Source organism: Streptomyces sp. NPDC031049 (assembly GCF_055571015.1).
Map to the genome: position 1 here is coordinate 48,502 of NZ_JBVIGC010000016.1, position 16,233 is coordinate 64,734.

Sequence of the window (16,233 nt, forward strand, 5' to 3'; positions counted from 1 at the left end):
GACAGGTCAGGGGAGCAGGGCATGAGCGAGGCTGTCGCACAGCGGGTCGCCGATCGGTTCGGCGAGCTCTACGGGCACGGCCCCGAGGGGGTGTGGGCGGCCCCGGGCCGGGTCAACCTCATCGGCGAGCACACCGACTACAACGACGGCTTCGTCATGCCGTTCGCCCTGCCGCACACGGCGGTGGCGGCGGTGTCGCGCCGGGAGGACGGCGTGCTGCGCCTGCATTCCGCGGACCTCGACGCCGGCGTGACGGAACTGCGCGTGGCGGACCTCGCCCCGGGCTCGGACAAGGCCTGGACCGCGTACCCGGCGGGCGTGGTCTGGGCGCTGCGGGAGGCCGGCCACGAGGTGACCGGCGCCGACGTCCACCTGGCCTCGACGGTCCCGGCCGGCGCGGGCCTGTCCTCCTCGGCGGCCCTGGAGGTCGTGGTGGCCCTGGCGCTGAACGACCTGTTCGGCCTGGGCCTGCGCGGCCGGCAGCTGGCCCGCCTGTGCCAGCGCGCGGAGAACGTCTACGTCGGCGCCCCGGTCGGCATCATGGACCAGACCGCCGCGGCCTGCTGCGAGGCCGGGCACGCCCTGTTCCTCGACACCCGCGACCTCTCCCAGCGGCAGATCCCCTTCGACCTGGCGGCCGAGGGCATGCGCCTGCTGGTCGTGGACACGCAGGTCAAGCACTCCCACAGCGAGGGCGAGTACGGCAAGCGCCGCGCGGGCTGCGAGCAGGCCGCGGCCCTGCTGGGCGTGGACGCCCTGCGCGACGTCCCCTACGACGGGCTGGACGCGGCGCTGGAGCGGCTGGGCGACGAGGAGGAGGTGCGCCGCCTGGTCCGGCACGTGGTGACGGAGGACGAGCGCGTCGAACGGGTGGTGTCGCTGCTGGAGTCCGGTGACACGCGTGCCATCGGGCCGGTCCTGGTGGAAGGCCACGCCTCCCTGCGGGACGACTTCCGCATCTCCTGCCCGGAACTGGACCTGGTCGTCGACACGTCCCTGGCCGCGGGCGCCCTCGGCGCCCGGATGACGGGCGGCGGCTTCGGCGGCTCGGCGATCGTGCTGGTGGAGGCCGCCGACGTGGAGCCGGTCACGAAGGCGGTCGAAGAGGCCTTCGCGGCGGCGCGCTTCACGGCCCCGCGGGTGTTCGAGGCGGTGCCTTCGGCGGGGGCGCGGCGGCTGCGCTGAGCGGTGGGCCCACCGGCGGCTGCGCCGGGCGGTCGGCCCACCGCTCGGTCCGGGCCACCGCTCGGTCCGGGAGCCGCTCGTCGGGCACGGTCCGGTCAGGCCAGCCGCTTGGTCAGCGTGTACTCCGTGATCCCGGGCGGATAGTCCGGGATCACGCACACCACCTCGTACCCGTGCTTGCGGTAGAACTCCGGTGCCTGGAAGTCCCACGTCTCCAACCGGACCGCCCGGCAGTCGCGTTCGTCGCGGGCCGTGCGCTCCGCCCGGGCCAGCAGGGCCGAGCCGAGACCGGCGCCGCGATGGGCGGCGTCGACCCACAGGTAGGTGACGTGCAGCCAGGCCGTCCAGGTGTGGCCGACCAGACCGCCCGCCAGGGCGCCGGCCTCGTCCAAGGCCCACACGTGCAGCGGGCGTTCGCGTTCGTGAGGGGTTCCGCGCAGCGCGCGCAGGACGGGGGAGGCCGCGGTGTTCGTCTCCCGCAGACGGGTGTGCAGCAGATCCCGACGGGCTTTGTCGACTTCTGTAACAAGACGAAACATGCGGCTCACCCTAAACGCGGTGGTGTGCAAGTTCTGCAAATCACCTTCCCCTGCCCGCGCTCGTCCGTACTCTGAGGAACAGCACCGGTGGGGGCCGGTGCCGATCAGGGGGCGAGACGGTCGGGCAGGGCGCTCGCGGTGGGGGTGGCGGTTTCCGTACGGCGGCGGCCGTGCGGCTTCGGCGACCCGGCCCGGGCTCACGGTCCGATCGAAGATCCATCCAAGGTTCCGTCGAGTACAAGGTTCGAGATCCGAGATCCACTGGTGTGGGTACGGGCCCTCGGGCGCCGTGCCCGTACCGGTGTCGTCCTTCGACGATGGGTGTCCCCTGCTCCTCGGGAGCGTGGGTGAGGGGGTTTCGTGGTTCGCATCCGAGTGCTGGTCGTCGACGACCACCGCATCTTCGCCGAGTCGCTCGCCGCGGCCCTGGCCGCCGAGCCCGACGTCGACGTCTCCGCGGCAGGCAGCGGTCCGGCCGCGCTGCGCTGCCTGGAGCGAGCGGCGGCCGAGGGGCGCCGCTTCGACGTGCTGCTCGTCGACGCCGACCTGGGAGGCCAGGGGACGGGCGGGCGGCCGGCCGCGCCGGTGCCCGTGCGGGAGGGCGGCGAGGACGGGCTGGTCGACGGCCTGTCGCTGGTGACGGGGGTGCGGTCCGCACAGCCCGGGGTCCGCATCGTGGTGCTCGCCGAGAAGGACGATCCGCGGCGGGCCGCGCTGGCCCTTCAGGCCGGGGCGTCCGGGTGGGTGGCCAAGGACTGCTCGCTGTCCCGGCTGCTCACCGTCATCCGGGGCGTGCTGCGCGACGAGACCCATCTGCCGCCCGCGCTGCTGACGGGCGTCCTGCGCGAGCTGACCGCGGCCCGCAAGCACCGCACCGAGAGCGAGCGGCTGGTGGAGTCGCTGACGCCGCGCGAGCGGGAGGTGCTGCGCTGCATGGTCGCCGGGCTGGGGCGCAAGGCCGTCGCCGAGCGCCTGTACCTGTCCCCGCACACCGTGCGGACGCACATGCAGAACGTGCTGGGCAAGCTCGGCGTCCACTCCACCCTCGCCGCCGTCGCCCTCGCCCGGCGGGCCGGGGTGGGGCCGGTCGACCTGGAGCGGCCCCTAGCCGGGGATGTTGTCGAACGGGGCGGTCAGCTGGCGTAGCAGGGCGGCCAGCTCGCCGCGCTGGGCGCGGGAGAGCTCCGCGAGGATCGCGCGCTCCTGGTCCAGCAGCCCGGCCAGGGCCTGGTCGGCGCGGTCCCGGCCCTCGGCCGTCAGACGGACCAGGACGCCGCGCCGGTCACTGGGATCGGGCAGACGCTCCACCAGGCCCTTCTTGGCCAGGCGGTCGATACGGTTGGTCATCGTGCCCGAGGTGACCAGGGTCTGGGTGAGCAGCTGCCCCGGCGAGAGCTGGTACGGGGTGCCGGCGCGGCGCAGCGCCGTCAGCACGTCGAACTCCCACGGCTCCAGCTGGTGCTCGGAGAAGGCCAGCCGGCGTGCGCGGTCCAGGTGCCGGGCCAGCCTGCTGACCCGGCTGAGCACCTCGAGCGGTTCCACGTCGAGGTCCGGGCGCTCCCGGCGCCACGCTGCGACCAGCCGATCGACCTCGTCCTCCATGGCGATCAGTGTAGTGGTTGTGTCGACGTGAAGTCTCTTGACGTCGAGATACCCGGGGGCCGATGCTGGGCACCCGGTCCCTGACGGTCGCCTGCCCCGGGAGTACCCATGCCCCCCGCCACGTCACCCACCTGGAGCCCCGACCGCTACCTGCGGCACGCCGGGCACCGCGCCCGCCCCTTCGCCGACCTCCTGGCCCGCGTTCCCGGTCTGCCCCGCACCCCGCCGCGCATCGCCGACCTGGGCTGCGGCCCCGGCAACGCCACCGCCCTGCTCGCCGGCCGCTGGCCCGACGCCCGCATCACCGGCTACGACAACTCCCCCGAGATGCTCTCCCGGGCCGCGGAGCACGCCGGCCCGACCCCGGGCGGCGGCCACCTCCGCTTCGCCCGCGCCGACGTCCGCACCTGGACCCCGGACGGTCCCCACGACCTGATCGTCAGCAACGCCACCCTCCAGTGGGTGCCGGGGCACACCGCCCTGTTCCCCCGCTGGACCGAGGCCCTCGCCCCCGGCGGCGTCCTCGCCTTCCAGGTCCCCGGCAACTTCGACGCCCCCAGCCACCGCCTGATGCGCGAGCTGGCCGCCGGTCCGCGATGGCGCTCCCGCCTCGACGGCGTCCTGCGCCACGACGACGCCGTCCTCACCCCCGAGGCCTACCTGGACCACCTCACCGCCCTCGGCTGCACCGCCGACGTGTGGGAGACGACGTACGTCCACCTGCTGACGGGTGAGGACCCGGTCCTGGACTGGGTGGCGGGGACCGGGCTCAGGCCCGTCCTCGCGGCCCTCGACGCCGACCCCGAGGAGCGCGACGCTTTCGTCGCGGAGTACGGCAGAGCCCTGCGCGCCGCCTATCCGGCCGGCCCGCAGGGCACCCCGTTCCCGTTCCGCCGCGTCTTCGCCGTCGCCCGCAGGGACCGCCGTCCGTAGAGACCGCTGTCCGCAGGGACCGCCGCCCGTGAGGCGGCCCGGTGCGCGCCTAACTCTTGCGGTGTCCTATCAGCCGCGGCTTCGGCTCCAGCCCGTCCAGGCCGTGCCAGGCCAGATTGACCAGGTGGGCCGCGACCTCCGCCTTCTTCGGCTTGCGCACGTCCAGCCACCACTGGCCGGTCAGCGCGACCATGCCGACCAGGGCCTGGGCGTACAGCGGGGCCAGCTTCGGGTCGAAGCCGCGGCTCTTGAACTCGCGGCCCAGGATGTCCTCCACCTGGGTGGCGATGTCGGAGATGAGGGAGGCGAAGGAACCCGTGGACTGGGGAATGGGGGAGTCGCGGACCAGGATGCGGAACCCGTCCGTGTACTCCTCGATGTAGTCCAGCAGCGCGAACGCCGCCTGTTCGCACAGTTCGCGGGGGTGGCCGGCGGTCAGCGAGCTGGTCACCATGTCCAGCAGCCGCCGCATCTCACGGTCCACCACCACCGCGTACAGGCCCTCCTTGCCGCCGAAGTGCTCGTACACCACCGGCTTGGAAACCCCGGCCTTCGCCGCGATCTCCTCCACCGACGTGCCCTCGAACCCCTTCGCGGCGAAGAGGGTGCGACCGATCTCCAGCAACTGCTGGCGGCGCTCGGCACCGGTCATCCGGGTGCGACGGACGCGCCGCGGCTTGTCATTGCTCGGGGTGCTGCTGGAGTCGGTCGCCACGGCGTCAATCATGCCGCCTTCGCCGTCTCCCTCCGGCGCCGGGCGCCGTTCTCGTCGGTACTGCGGCGGGAATCGATACGCGAGCGTGACGGCCACCGCACGTCGTACGCCCAGCCGAGCCGCTCGAACCAGCGGATCAGCCGCGCCGAGGAGTCCAGCTGGCCGCGCTCCACACCGTGCCGCGCGGAGGTCGGGTCGGCGTGGTGCAGGTTGTGCCAGGACTCCCCGCACGACAGGATCGCCAGCCACCACACGTTGCCCGAACGGTCCCGCGACTTGAACGGCCGCTTGCCCACCGCGTGGCAGATGGAGTTGATCGACCAGGTCACATGGTGCAACAGCGCCACCCGGACGAGTGAACCCCAGAAGAAGCCGGTGAACGCGCCCCACCACGACATGGTGACCAGGCCGCCGATGAGCGCGGGCAGCGCCAGGGACACCACCGTCCACAGCACGAACTGGCGGGAGATCGCGCGCAGCGTCCGGTCCTTGACCAGGTCGGGCGCGTACTTCTCCTGCGGGGTCTGCTCCTCGTCGAACATCCAGCCGATGTGCGCCCACCACAGGCCCTTCATCAGGGCCGGGACCGTCTCGCCGTACCGCCACGGCGAGTGCGGGTCACCCTCCGCGTCGGAGAACTTGTGGTGCTTGCGGTGGTCGGCGACCCAGCGGACCAGCGGCCCCTCGACCGCCATCGAGCCCGCGATCGCCAGCGCGATCTTCAAGGGCCGCTTCGCCTTGAAGGAGCCGTGCGTGAAGTGGCGGTGGAAGCCGATGGTGATCCCGTGGCATCCCAGGAAGTAGAAGAACACCAGCAGACCGAGGTCCAGCCAGCTCACGCCCCATCCCCACGCCAGCGGCACGGCCGCGAGCAGCGCGAGGAACGGAACGGCGATGAAGAGCAGCAGCGTGATCTGCTCGATCGAACGCTTCTGCTCGCCGCCCAGCGTCGCGGAATCGGTGGAGATGTCGTCGGGCGCCTTCGGAGCGTCTGCGATCACATCGGAGCTTGAGGTCATGCGCGTCCCCTGTGGGGTCGAGGTCTGAGGCCGATGCCGGGCTGCGGGAACCCGCACAGCTTCCTACGGTTCCGTAACCTACGGCGTCGTAAGTATGGCAGTGCGTCGCCCGGCGGCAAGAGCCCGCGAACCTGCGCGTCCCGGCCGACACCTATCCTGGAGTCGGTCGGACAGCGCGGTCCGCTCTGAAGTTTTCTTCCCGGACTGTCCGGCCCGTATGCGGTGCCAGCCGCCGAGACGGCCGTCCGGGTTCCCTCCCAGACGAGCTTCAACACTGCAAGGAGCCGCACCTGTGAGCAGTGCCGACGACCAGACCACCACGACGGCCAGCGCCGAGCTGCGAGCCGACATCCGCCGACTGGGTGATCTCCTCGGTGAGACCCTCGTCCGGCAGGAGGGCCCCGAGCTGCTGGACCTCGTCGAGAAGGTCCGCCGCCTCACCCGAGAGGACGGCGAGGCCGCCGCCGAGCTGCTGCGCGGCACCGAACTGGAGACCGCGGCCAAGCTGGTCCGCGCCTTCTCCACCTACTTCCACCTCGCCAACGTCACCGAGCAGGTCCACCGCGGCCGCGAGCTGCGCGCCCGCCGCTCCGCCGAGGGCGGACTGCTCTCCCGCACCGCCGACCGGCTCAAGGACGCCGACCCCGAGCACCTGCGCGCCACCGTCGGCAACCTCAACGTCCGCCCCGTGTTCACGGCGCACCCCACCGAGGCCGCGCGCCGGTCGGTACTGAACAAGCTCCGGCGCATCGCCGCACTCCTGGAGACCCCGGTCATCGACTCCGACCGGCGCCGGCTGGACACCCGCCTCGCCGAGAACATCGACCTCGTCTGGCAGACCGACGAACTGCGCGTCGTCCGCCCCGAGCCCGCCGACGAGGCCCGCAACGCCATCTACTACCTCGACGAACTGCACGCGGGCGCCGTCGGCGACGTCCTGGAGGACCTCACCGCCGAGCTGGAACGGGTCGGCGTCAAGCTCCCCGACGACACCCGCCCCCTCACCTTCGGCACCTGGATCGGCGGCGACCGCGACGGCAACCCCAACGTCACCCCCCAGGTGACCTGGGACGTCCTCATCCTCCAGCACGAGCACGGCATCAACGACGCCCTGGAGATGATCGACGAGCTGCGCGGCTTCCTGTCCAACTCCATCCGCTACACCGGCGCCACCGAGGAACTGCTCGACTCCCTCAAGGCCGACCTCGACAACCTCCCCGAGATCAGCCCCCGCTACAAGCGCCTCAACGCCGAGGAGCCCTACCGGCTCAAGGCCACCTGCATCCGGCAGAAGCTGGAGAACACCAAGCAGCGCCTCGCCAAGGGCATCCCGCACGAGCCCGGCCGCGACTACCTCGGCACCAGCGAACTCCTCGCCGACCTGCGGATCGTCCAGACCTCCCTGCGCGAGCACCGCGGCGGCCTCTTCGCCGACGGCCGCCTCGCCCGCACCATCCGCACCCTGGCCGCCTTCGGCCTCCAGCTCGCCACCATGGACGTCCGCGAACACGCCGACGCCCACCACCACGCCCTCGGCCAGCTCTTCGACCGGCTCGGCGAGGAGTCCTGGCGCTACGCCGACATGCCCCGCGAGTACCGCACCAAGCTCCTCGCCAAGGAACTCAGGTCGCGCCGCCCGCTCGCCCCCACCCCCGCGCCCGTCGACGCCGCCGGTGAGAAGACCCTCGGCGTCTTCCAGACCGTCAAGCGCGCCCTGGACGTCTTCGGGCCCGAGGTCATCGAGTCGTACATCATCTCCATGTGCCAGGGCGCCGACGACGTCTTCGCCGCCGCCGTCCTCGCCCGCGAGGCGGGCCTGATCGACCTGCACGCCGGCTGGGCCAAGATCGGCATCGTGCCGCTGCTGGAGACCACCGACGAGCTCAAGGCCGCCGACACCATCCTCGAGGACATGCTCGCCGACCCGTCCTACCGCCGGCTCGTGGCCCTGCGCGGCGACGTCCAGGAGGTCATGCTCGGCTACAGCGACTCCTCCAAGTTCGGCGGCATCACCACCAGCCAGTGGGAGATCCACCGCGCCCAGCGCCGGCTGCGCGACGTCGCCCACCGCTACGGCGTCCGCCTGCGCCTCTTCCACGGCCGCGGCGGCACCGTCGGCCGCGGCGGCGGCCCCTCCCACGACGCCATCCTCGCCCAGCCCTGGGGCACCCTGGAGGGCGAGATCAAGGTCACCGAACAGGGCGAGGTCATCTCCGACAAGTACCTCATCCCCTCCCTCGCCCGGGAGAACCTGGAACTCACCGTCGCCGCCACCCTCCAGGCCTCCGCCCTGCACACCGCCCCCCGCCAGTCCGACGAGGCCCTCGCCCGCTGGGACGCCGCCATGGACGTCGTCTCCGACGCCGCCCACGCCGCCTACCGCCGCCTGGTCGAGGACCCCGACCTGCCGACGTACTTCCTCGCGTCGACACCGGTGGACCAGCTCGCCGACCTCCACCTGGGCTCACGGCCCTCCCGCCGCCCCGGCTCCGGCGTCTCGCTCGACGGCCTGCGCGCCATCCCCTGGGTGTTCGGCTGGACCCAGTCCCGGCAGATCGTCCCCGGCTGGTTCGGCGTCGGCTCCGGTCTCAAGGCACTGCGCGAGGCCGGACTCGACACGGTCCTGGACGAGATGCACCAGCAGTGGCACTTCTTCCGGAACTTCATCTCCAACGTCGAGATGACCCTCGCCAAGACCGACCTGCGCATCGCCCAGCACTACGTCGACACCCTCGTCCCCGACGAGCTCAAGCACGTGTTCGACACCATCAAGGCCGAGCACGAGCTGACCGTCGCCGAGGTCCTGAAGGTCACCGGCGAGCAGGAACTGCTCGACGCGCAGCCCGTGCTCAAGCAGACCTTCACCATCCGCGACGCCTACCTCGACCCCATCTCCTACCTCCAGGTCGCCCTGCTCAAGCGCCAGCGCGACGCCGCCGCCGCGGGCGAGGACCCCGACCCGCTGCTCGCCCGCGCCCTGCTGCTCACCGTCAACGGCGTGGCGGCGGGCCTGCGCAACACCGGCTGACCCACGGCCGCACACGACGATGCCCCCGCGCCCTTCCCGGGGCACGGGGGCGTCGCCCTCCCCACGCCGTCACACCACCACGTACGCCGCCGTCAGCAGCGCCACCCCGGACCCCGCCAGCACCCACGCCGTCCGCGTCCGGCGCAGCCCGCCCGCCACCACCACCGACGCCAGCAGCAGCGCGCCGCCCAGCGGAACCCACGCGTACAGCACCCCGGCCGGACCGGAACGCACCACATGATCGCTGCCGGGTTTCACCACCACCGAGTACGTCCGCCCCTCGGCGACGGCGACGGAGTCCTCGAACACGGCCCTCTCGCGCGCCCGCGACCCCGCCGACACCGGCGCGTACGGTCCGCTGCACATCCCCCCGCCGCACCGCGTCACCTCCACCGTGCCGCGTTCGCGCCCCTTGGTCAGCAGCACGTGCTGCGCGGTGCCCCAGGACGCCCACACACCGGCGATCAGGATGAGCGCCGCCACCGTGCCCATCGCCGCGACCCGCCCGAAGTGCAGCACGGCGTACGACGCCCGAGAGGAGGAGACCGCAGAAGGCATGGCGGCGATCCTTGGCCATACCTGTGCGCTCGGTCAACCAGCCCGGGTGCCGGGGAAAGGACAAGTCAGGAGTTGTACGAACTCTGCGCCCGCTCCAGCCCCTCCACCACCAGCGACTCCACCGCGTCCGCCGCGCGGTCCACGAAATAGTCCAGCTCCTTGCGCTCCGCCGACGAGAAGTCCTTCAGCACGAAATCCGCCACCGGCATCCGCCCCGGCGGCCGGCCGATCCCGAAACGCACCCGGTGATAACCCGGGCCCATCGCCTTCGTCATCGACTTCAGACCGTTGTGACCGTTGTCCCCGCCGCCCAGCTTCAGCCGCAGCACCCCGTAGTCGATGTCCAGCTCGTCATGGACCGCCACCACATGCGCCGTCGGCACCTTGTAGAAGTCCCTGAGCGCCGTCACCGGACCACCCGACAGATTCATGTACGACATCGGCTTCGCCAGCACCACCCGCCGGCTCCCCGGCCCCGGCGGACCGATCCGGCCCTCCACCACCTGCGCCTGCGCCTTGCCGTGCCGCTTGAACCGCGCCCCGATCCGCTCCGCCAGCAGATCCACCACCATGAAACCGACGTTGTGCCGGTTCCCCGCATAACCCGGGCCGGGATTGCCCAGACCGGCGATCAGCCACACCGCCGCCGCGTCCGTCGTCACGTCCATGTCTCCTTCATACGCGTCGGCCGCTGCCCCGCACGGGAACAGCGGCCGACGAACCGACGAGCGTCGAGGATCAGGCCTCGGCGGGAGCCTCTTCGCCCTCGCCCGCTTCACCCTCGGCCGGAGCCTCCTCGGCCTGCGCGGCCAGCACCTGGAGGACCACCGCGTCCTCCTCCACGGCCAGCGTCACACCGTTCGGCAGCGTGATGTCCTTGGCGTGGACCGAGGCACCGGCCTCCAGGCCCTCCACCGACACGGTCAGCTGCTCGGGGATGTGCGTCGCCTCGGCCTCGACCGGCAGCGCGTCCAGCACGTGCTCCAGCAGGTTGCCGCCCGGGGCCAGCTCGCCCTCGGCCACCACCGGAACCTCGACCTGGACCTTCTCGCCACGCTTGACCAGCAGCAGGTCCACGTGCTCCAGGAAACCCTTCAGCGGGTCACGCTGCACGGACTTCGGGATGGCCAGCTCGTTGCTCTTGCCGTCGATGTCCAGCGCGATCAGCACGTTCGGCGTACGCAGGGCCATCAGCAGGTCGTGACCCGGGAAGGTCAGGTGCAGCGGGTCCGAACCGTGCCCGTACAGCACACCCGGAACCTTGTCGGCGCGGCGGATACGACGCGCGGCACCCTTGCCGAACTCGGTGCGCGTCTCGGCGGAGATCTTCACCTCGGACATGAACACTCCTCGTAGAGGTATCGAAAACGGACGTGGTCACCCGGCCACGAACGGCCTGCTACGAAGAGCGCGTCGATAACGGACCGCCGCACACGCGTCTTCCTGCGAAGACGAGTACGGCCTCCCTCGCCGAGCAACTTCAGCAGTCTACTCGGAGGGGGAGGCCGCACCCAAAAGGATCATCGGGCTCTGCGCAGAACCCTTACTGCACAGGCAGCTCTCACTGCTCGTCGAACAGGCTCGTCACCGAACCGTCCTCGAACACCTCACGCACCGCACTCGCGATCGTCGGCGCGATCGACAGCACCGTGATCTTGTCCAGTTCCAGCTCGTTCGGCGTCGGCAGCGTGTTCGTGAACACGAACTCGCTCACCTTCGAGTTCTTCAGCCGATCCGCCGCCGGACCCGACAGCACACCGTGCGTCGCCGTCACGATGACGTCCTCCGCGCCATGCGCGAACAGCGCGTCCGCAGCCGCACAGATCGTGCCACCCGTGTCGATCATGTCATCGACCAGAACACAGATCCGGCCCTTCACGTCACCCACGACCTCGTGCACGGTGACCTGATTCGCCACGTCCTTGTCACGCCGCTTGTGCACGATCGCCAGCGGCGCACCCAGCCGGTCGCACCAACGGTCCGCGACCCGCACCCGGCCCGCGTCCGGAGACACCACCGTCAGCTTGTCCCGGTCCACCTTCGCGCCCACGTAGTCCGCCAGCAGCGGCAGCGCGAACAAGTGGTCCACCGGCCCGTCGAAGAAACCCTGGATCTGATCGGTGTGCAGATCCACCGCCAGAATCCGGTCGGCACCGGCCGTCTTCATCAGGTCCGCGATCAGGCGCGCCGAAATCGGTTCACGCCCCCGGTGCTTCTTGTCCTGCCGCGCGTAACCGTAGAACGGCACGATGACCGTGATGGAGCGGGCCGACGCACGCTTCAGAGCGTCGATCATGATCAACTGCTCCATGATCCACTTGTTGATCGGAGCCGTGTGGCTCTGGATCAGGAAGCAGTCCGCACCACGCGCGGACTCCTGATAACGCACATAGATCTCGCCGTTGGCGAAGTCGAAGGCCTTCGTCGGGACGAGCCCGACACCCAGCTCGTGGGCGACCTCCTCGGCAAGCTCGGGGTGGGCGCGGCCGGAGAAGAACATCATCTTCTTCTCGCCGGTCGTCTTGATCCCGGTCACAGCAACTTCTCCTCAGAGGTGTCTCAGCTGGTGCGGAGCGGACGTCCCAGCCAGTGGGGTGCGGATGTGCACTTATCACGGTACGCCGACTCAGGCGCACCGGTTTCCGGTCAGCCTTCGCCGTCCGACTCCCGGGACGTCGCCTCGGCCGCCTTCGCCGCCGCGCTCCCGGGACGCTTACGAGCCACCCAACCCTCGATATTCCGCTGCTGACCACGGGCCACGGCCAGCGAACCCGGCGGCACGTCCTTCGTGATCACCGAGCCGGCGGCGGTGTACACACCGTCCCCGACCGTGACGGGAGCCACAAACATGTTGTCCGCCCCCGTGCGGCAGTGCGAACCGATCGTCGTGTGGTGCTTGTCCTGACCGTCGTAGTTCACGAAGACACTCGCGGCACCGATGTTCGTGTGCTCACCGATCGTCGCGTCACCCACATAGGACAGGTGCGGCACCTTCGTGCCCTCCCCGATCGCGGCGTTCTTCGTCTCCACGTACGTGCCGATCTTGGCCTTCGGACCCAGCCGCGTCCCCGGCCGCAGATACGCGTACGGCCCCACACTCGCCTGCGGACCCACCTCCGCACCCTGCGCGACCGTGTGGTCGAGACGGGCCCCGGCACCCACACGCGTGTCCGTCACACGGGAATGGGGGCCCACCTCACAGCCCTCGGCCAGATGCGTCGAACCGTGCAGCTGCGTCCCCGGGTGGACCGTGACGTCCTGCTCGAACGTCACCGTCACATCCAGCCACGTCGTCGCCGGATCGACCACCGTCACACCGGCCAGCATCGCCCGCGTCAGCAGCCGGTCGTTGAGAATCCGGCGCGCCTCGGCCAGCTGCACCCGGTTGTTGATCCCCGCGATCTCCCGGTGGTCACCGGCGACCGACGCACCCACCCGGTGCCCCGCCTCCCGCAGGATCCCCAGCACGTCCGTCAGGTACTCCTCGCCCTGGCTGTTGTCCGTGCGCACCTTGCCCAGCGCATCCGCGAGCAGCCGGCCGTCGAACGCGAACACACCCGAGTTGATCTCCCGGATCGCCCGCTGCGACTCCGACGCGTCCTTGTGCTCCACGATCGCCGTCACCGCACCCGAGGCGCCGTCACGCACGATCCGGCCGTAACCCGTCGCGTCCGGCACCTCCGCCGTCAGCACCGTCACCGCGTTCCCGTCGGCCGCGTGCGTCGCCGACAGCTCCTTCAGCGTCCCGGCCGTCAGCAACGGCGTGTCCCCGCACACCACCACCACGGTCCCGTCCACGGCACCGCCCAGCTCCTGAAGCGCCATCCGCACGGCGTGCCCGGTACCGAGCTGCTGCTCCTGCACGGCGGTGCGCACACCGGGCGCGACCTCGGCGAGATGCGCGGCGACCTTCTCTCGGGCGTGCCCCACGACGACGACCAGGTTCTCGGGGTCCAGCTCACCCGCGGCGGCGAGCACATGACCCACCAGGGAACGGCCACAGATCTCGTGCAGGACCTTGGGTGTGGCCGACTTCATACGGGTGCCCTCACCCGCTGCGAGAACGACGACGGCTGCCGGGCGGTTGGCGCTCACGGGATGCCCTTCGGCTGTGGGTGGGGTTGGACATCCGCAGGATACCGGGGGTGGTTTCAGGGGGCATGGGTGCGGGTCCTGACGGGCGGGGTTCGCCGGTCAGGACCCGAACATAGGTCTTGTGCGCCGTGGCTCCCCCGCAAGGATTCGAACCTTGTCCTGCTGGTACCAAAAACCAGTGTGCTGCCAGTTACACCACGGGGGACAGCGCCTCAGACCTTACCGGAGACGTGCTTCCGCGTGAGTAACGATGCCGCTCCACCAGCCCTCGATGCGGTTGTACAGTTCGGCGCCTTGGGACACGCCGACAACCAGACAACCGTGGTAGGTGTCGCCGGTGTTCTTGCGGACGGTCTTCGGGTTGTGCTTCTTGAGAGTCGGCTTCGCAAACGCCGAGACATCGACACCGGCAAGGTCCGCCCAGTGCTGATGAGCCGCCGTGACATCTGCGGTCTCGTGGATGAGAACGCGGAAGGTGAGGCGGTCCCGGCTCACGCCGAGGAGGTCGAGCCAGGCCAGGTAGACCTGGATCACGCCGGGGTCGCTGTTCACGAAGACGACACGCTCGCGTCGGTCGTACGGCTTGCTCTTGGAGCCCTCGGCCCAGTAGAGCGCGACACCGATCAGGAAGAGGTCCCTGTCGCTGAGGTCATCGCTCTCCTGCCGGGCGTCGGCCCTGATGCGCTGGCGCTCCTCGTCCTGGGCGTTGCGTAGGCGCATCAGCCCGGCGTTCATGAGCGCCCGCTGTTCCTCCGGCGTGTAGCGCGGCTGCGGCTTCGGCAGGTCCCGCACCCACAGCGAGACGGAGCTCCTGGAGCAGCCCAGTTCCGCCTCGATCTGGTCGTACGTCCAGCCCTGGAGACGTAGCTCCCGTGCCTTGGCTTTCAGGCCGTCCTTCGCTCGTGGCCGTTTTGTCCATTCTGGCGGGGGTTCCCCCTTTACCAGCTGGTTGAGGATGTCGTTGTTGAAGATCTTCAGTTCGTCGCGGATTTGTCGAAGGCTGTAGCCCGCGCGCCGCAGCGCCACGGCCTGCTCTCGCAGTCCCTCGAAGTCGGCGTATTTGCCGTGTGGATGTGCCATGGGCATACCGTCCGGCCGGAATCTGACCCTCCGGGGGTGAACGGGCGTGCGTTCACCCGTTCGAGGGGTATCGCGTCACATCGCTTCTCGAACTCCCCGGAAATGCGCCCCTGCGCGCCCGTAGGCTGGAGGCATGACCACGACGGGGGAAGACCAGGTACCGGCGGCCCGGGGTGGGCCCTGGTGGTGGAGCAGGCGGCGCAGTGCGGTGCTGGACGCGGGGCTCGCGGTGGTGTCCGCGGCCGAGTGCGCGGTGGAGGGGGTGCCGTTCGCGCGGGACGCGGGGGTCCCGGTGGCGGTGGGGGTCGTCTTCGGGGTGCTGGCCGGTTCCGTGGTGCTGGTGCGGCGCCGGTGGCCGATCGCCGTCGTGCTGGTGGCGATCGCGATCACTCCGGCCGCGATGGGCATTCTCCTGGGCGTCGTCGGTCTGTACACGCTGGCCGCGTCGGAGGTGCCGCGCCGGATCATCGGCTCGCTGGCCGGAATGCAGCTGGTGGGCACGCTGATCGTGATGTTCGTGCGGCTGCGGCAGGACGTGGCGCGGGAGGACCTGGACGTCGGGGACTGGATCGTCCCGTTCGCGTCGATCACGACGGCGCTGGGGCTGACCGCGCCCCCGCTGCTGCTGGGTCTGTACGTGGGTGCCCGGCGGCGGCTGATGGAGAGCCTGCGGGAGCGGGCGGACAGCCTGGAGCGGGAGCTTCAGCTGCTCGCGGAGCGCGCCGAGGAGCGGGCGGAGTGGGCGCGGAACGAGGAGCGGACGAGGATCGCTCGAGAGATGCATGACGTCGTCGCCCACCGGGTGTCGTTGATGGTCGTGCACGCGGCGGCTCTTCAGGCGGTCGCGCGCAAGGACCCGGAGAAGGCGGTGAGGAACGCCGCGCTGGTGGGGGACATGGGGCGGCAGGCGCTGACCGAGCTGCGGGAGATGCTCGGGGTGCTGCGCAGCAGTGGCCAGGAGCGCCGGGAGCGGGCGGACGTGCCGTTGGCGGCGGTGGGGGTGGCTGCCGCGGCCGCGGCGTCGCGGGCGGAGCCGGAGGAGGGCGAGGGGCCCTGTCTGGCGGAGTTGGACGAGTTGATCGGGCAGTCGGCGGCGGCCGGGATGGTGGTCGATCTGTCGGTCGAGGGGGAGGTGCGGTCGTATCCGGCGGAGGTGGAGCAGACGGCGTTCCGGGTGGTGCAGGAGGCGTTGACGAACGTCCACAAGCACGCGGCGGGTGCGAAGACGTATGTGCGGCTGGCGCACCGGGTGTCGGAGATCGCGATGCAGGTGGAGAACGAGCCGCCGCCGGAGCCGGCGTCGGCGGGTTCGGCGCGGTTGCCGTCCGGTGGCAATGGTCTGGTGGGGATGAAGGAGCGGGTCTCGGCGCTGGGCGGGGTGTTCGTGTCGGGGCCGACGGAGGCGGGGGGTTTCCGGGTGTCGGCGGTGATTCCGGCGGCGTAGCCGGTGCGGGGTCTGTGCCGGTCCTGCGCGGGCTC

At 70.9% G+C, this 16,233-nt stretch carries 15 protein-coding genes and 1 tRNA gene; 5 read left to right on the forward strand and 11 right to left on the reverse strand.

Features of this window, described 5'->3' with window-relative positions:
• The first annotated feature begins 21 nt into the window (after positions 1 to 21).
• Positions 22 to 1,185 carry a galactokinase gene (gene galK, locus ACZ45Q_RS25315; protein WP_468265315.1) on the forward strand — a complete coding sequence of 388 codons (1,164 nt, stop codon included), beginning with the start codon at positions 22 to 24 and terminating at the stop codon, positions 1,183 to 1,185.
• 95 nt (positions 1,186 to 1,280) lie between these two features.
• On the opposite strand, the gene ACZ45Q_RS25320 is transcribed toward galK, so the two are convergent.
• Positions 1,281 to 1,724 (reverse strand): GNAT family N-acetyltransferase, encoded by a 444-nt coding sequence (locus tag ACZ45Q_RS25320; protein WP_468265317.1) that lies wholly within the window; start codon positions 1,722 to 1,724, stop codon positions 1,281 to 1,283.
• Positions 1,725 to 2,084: 360 nt separating this feature from the next.
• On the opposite strand from ACZ45Q_RS25320, the gene ACZ45Q_RS25325 reads away from it, so the two are divergent.
• The gene (locus tag ACZ45Q_RS25325; protein ID WP_468265319.1) at positions 2,085 to 2,870 is read left to right on the forward strand and encodes a LuxR C-terminal-related transcriptional regulator; all 786 of its coding nucleotides are present in this window, start codon (positions 2,085 to 2,087) and stop codon (positions 2,868 to 2,870) included.
• On the opposite strand, the gene tamR is transcribed toward ACZ45Q_RS25325, so the two are convergent.
• The gene (gene tamR / locus ACZ45Q_RS25330; RefSeq protein ID WP_468265321.1) at positions 2,829 to 3,326 is read right to left on the reverse strand and encodes a MarR family transcriptional regulator TamR; all 498 of its coding nucleotides are present in this window, start codon (positions 3,324 to 3,326) and stop codon (positions 2,829 to 2,831) included. The genes ACZ45Q_RS25325 and tamR overlap by 42 nt on opposite strands.
• Positions 3,327 to 3,434: 108 nt before the next feature.
• On the opposite strand from tamR, the gene ACZ45Q_RS25335 reads away from it, so the two are divergent.
• Positions 3,435 to 4,259 carry a trans-aconitate 2-methyltransferase gene (locus ACZ45Q_RS25335; protein WP_468265323.1) on the forward strand — a complete coding sequence of 275 codons (825 nt, stop codon included), beginning with the start codon at positions 3,435 to 3,437 and terminating at the stop codon, positions 4,257 to 4,259.
• Between the two features lie 49 nt (positions 4,260 to 4,308).
• Here the strand turns inward: ACZ45Q_RS25335 and ACZ45Q_RS25340 are convergent, their stop codons facing one another.
• The gene (locus ACZ45Q_RS25340; RefSeq protein ID WP_468265325.1) at positions 4,309 to 4,986 is read right to left on the reverse strand and encodes a TetR/AcrR family transcriptional regulator; all 678 of its coding nucleotides are present in this window, start codon (positions 4,984 to 4,986) and stop codon (positions 4,309 to 4,311) included.
• Positions 4,983 to 5,993: an acyl-CoA desaturase gene (locus tag ACZ45Q_RS25345; protein ID WP_468265327.1), complete on the reverse strand. Its 1,011-nt coding sequence runs from the start codon at positions 5,991 to 5,993 to the stop codon at positions 4,983 to 4,985. Before ACZ45Q_RS25345 ends, ACZ45Q_RS25340 begins: the two co-directional genes overlap by 4 nt.
• A 292-nt stretch (positions 5,994 to 6,285) precedes the next feature.
• Between ACZ45Q_RS25345 and ppc the strand changes: the two genes are divergently transcribed.
• Complete coding sequence (gene ppc, locus ACZ45Q_RS25350) at positions 6,286 to 9,021, forward strand: phosphoenolpyruvate carboxylase (RefSeq protein ID WP_468265329.1); 2,736 nt, start codon at positions 6,286 to 6,288, stop codon at positions 9,019 to 9,021.
• A 69-nt stretch (positions 9,022 to 9,090) separates the two neighbouring features.
• On the opposite strand, the gene ACZ45Q_RS25355 is transcribed toward ppc, so the two are convergent.
• The 7 genes from ACZ45Q_RS25355 to ACZ45Q_RS25385 form a co-directional block, all read right to left on the reverse strand.
• Positions 9,091 to 9,579, reverse strand: coding sequence for a hypothetical protein (locus ACZ45Q_RS25355; RefSeq protein ID WP_468265331.1), 489 nt, complete (start codon positions 9,577 to 9,579; stop codon positions 9,091 to 9,093).
• Positions 9,580 to 9,644: 65 nt separating this feature from the next.
• Entirely contained in the window at positions 9,645 to 10,247 is a 603-nt protein-coding gene (gene pth, locus ACZ45Q_RS25360) for an aminoacyl-tRNA hydrolase (RefSeq protein WP_468265333.1), read from the reverse strand.
• 70 nt (positions 10,248 to 10,317) lie between these two features.
• Positions 10,318 to 10,920, reverse strand: a complete 603-nt coding sequence (locus ACZ45Q_RS25365; protein ID WP_468265335.1) for a 50S ribosomal protein L25/general stress protein Ctc — start codon at positions 10,918 to 10,920, stop codon at positions 10,318 to 10,320.
• A gap of 220 nt (positions 10,921 to 11,140) precedes the next feature.
• Positions 11,141 to 12,115, reverse strand: a complete 975-nt coding sequence (locus tag ACZ45Q_RS25370) for a ribose-phosphate diphosphokinase (protein WP_468265337.1) — start codon at positions 12,113 to 12,115, stop codon at positions 11,141 to 11,143.
• 110 nt (positions 12,116 to 12,225) lie between these two features.
• On the reverse strand, positions 12,226 to 13,674 hold the full coding sequence (gene glmU / locus ACZ45Q_RS25375) for a bifunctional UDP-N-acetylglucosamine diphosphorylase/glucosamine-1-phosphate N-acetyltransferase GlmU (protein WP_468265339.1): 1,449 nt from the start codon (positions 13,672 to 13,674) through the stop codon (positions 12,226 to 12,228).
• A 129-nt stretch (positions 13,675 to 13,803) separates the two neighbouring features.
• A tRNA-Gln gene (locus ACZ45Q_RS25380) sits at positions 13,804 to 13,879 on the reverse strand.
• A gap of 14 nt (positions 13,880 to 13,893) precedes the next feature.
• Positions 13,894 to 14,754 carry a hypothetical protein gene (locus ACZ45Q_RS25385; RefSeq protein ID WP_468265341.1) on the reverse strand — a complete coding sequence of 287 codons (861 nt, stop codon included), beginning with the start codon at positions 14,752 to 14,754 and terminating at the stop codon, positions 13,894 to 13,896.
• Positions 14,755 to 14,887: 133 nt separating this feature from the next.
• On the opposite strand from ACZ45Q_RS25385, the gene ACZ45Q_RS25390 reads away from it, so the two are divergent.
• Entirely contained in the window at positions 14,888 to 16,198 is a 1,311-nt protein-coding gene (locus tag ACZ45Q_RS25390) for a sensor histidine kinase (RefSeq protein WP_468265343.1), read from the forward strand.
• Positions 16,199 to 16,233: the final 35 nt, after the last annotated feature.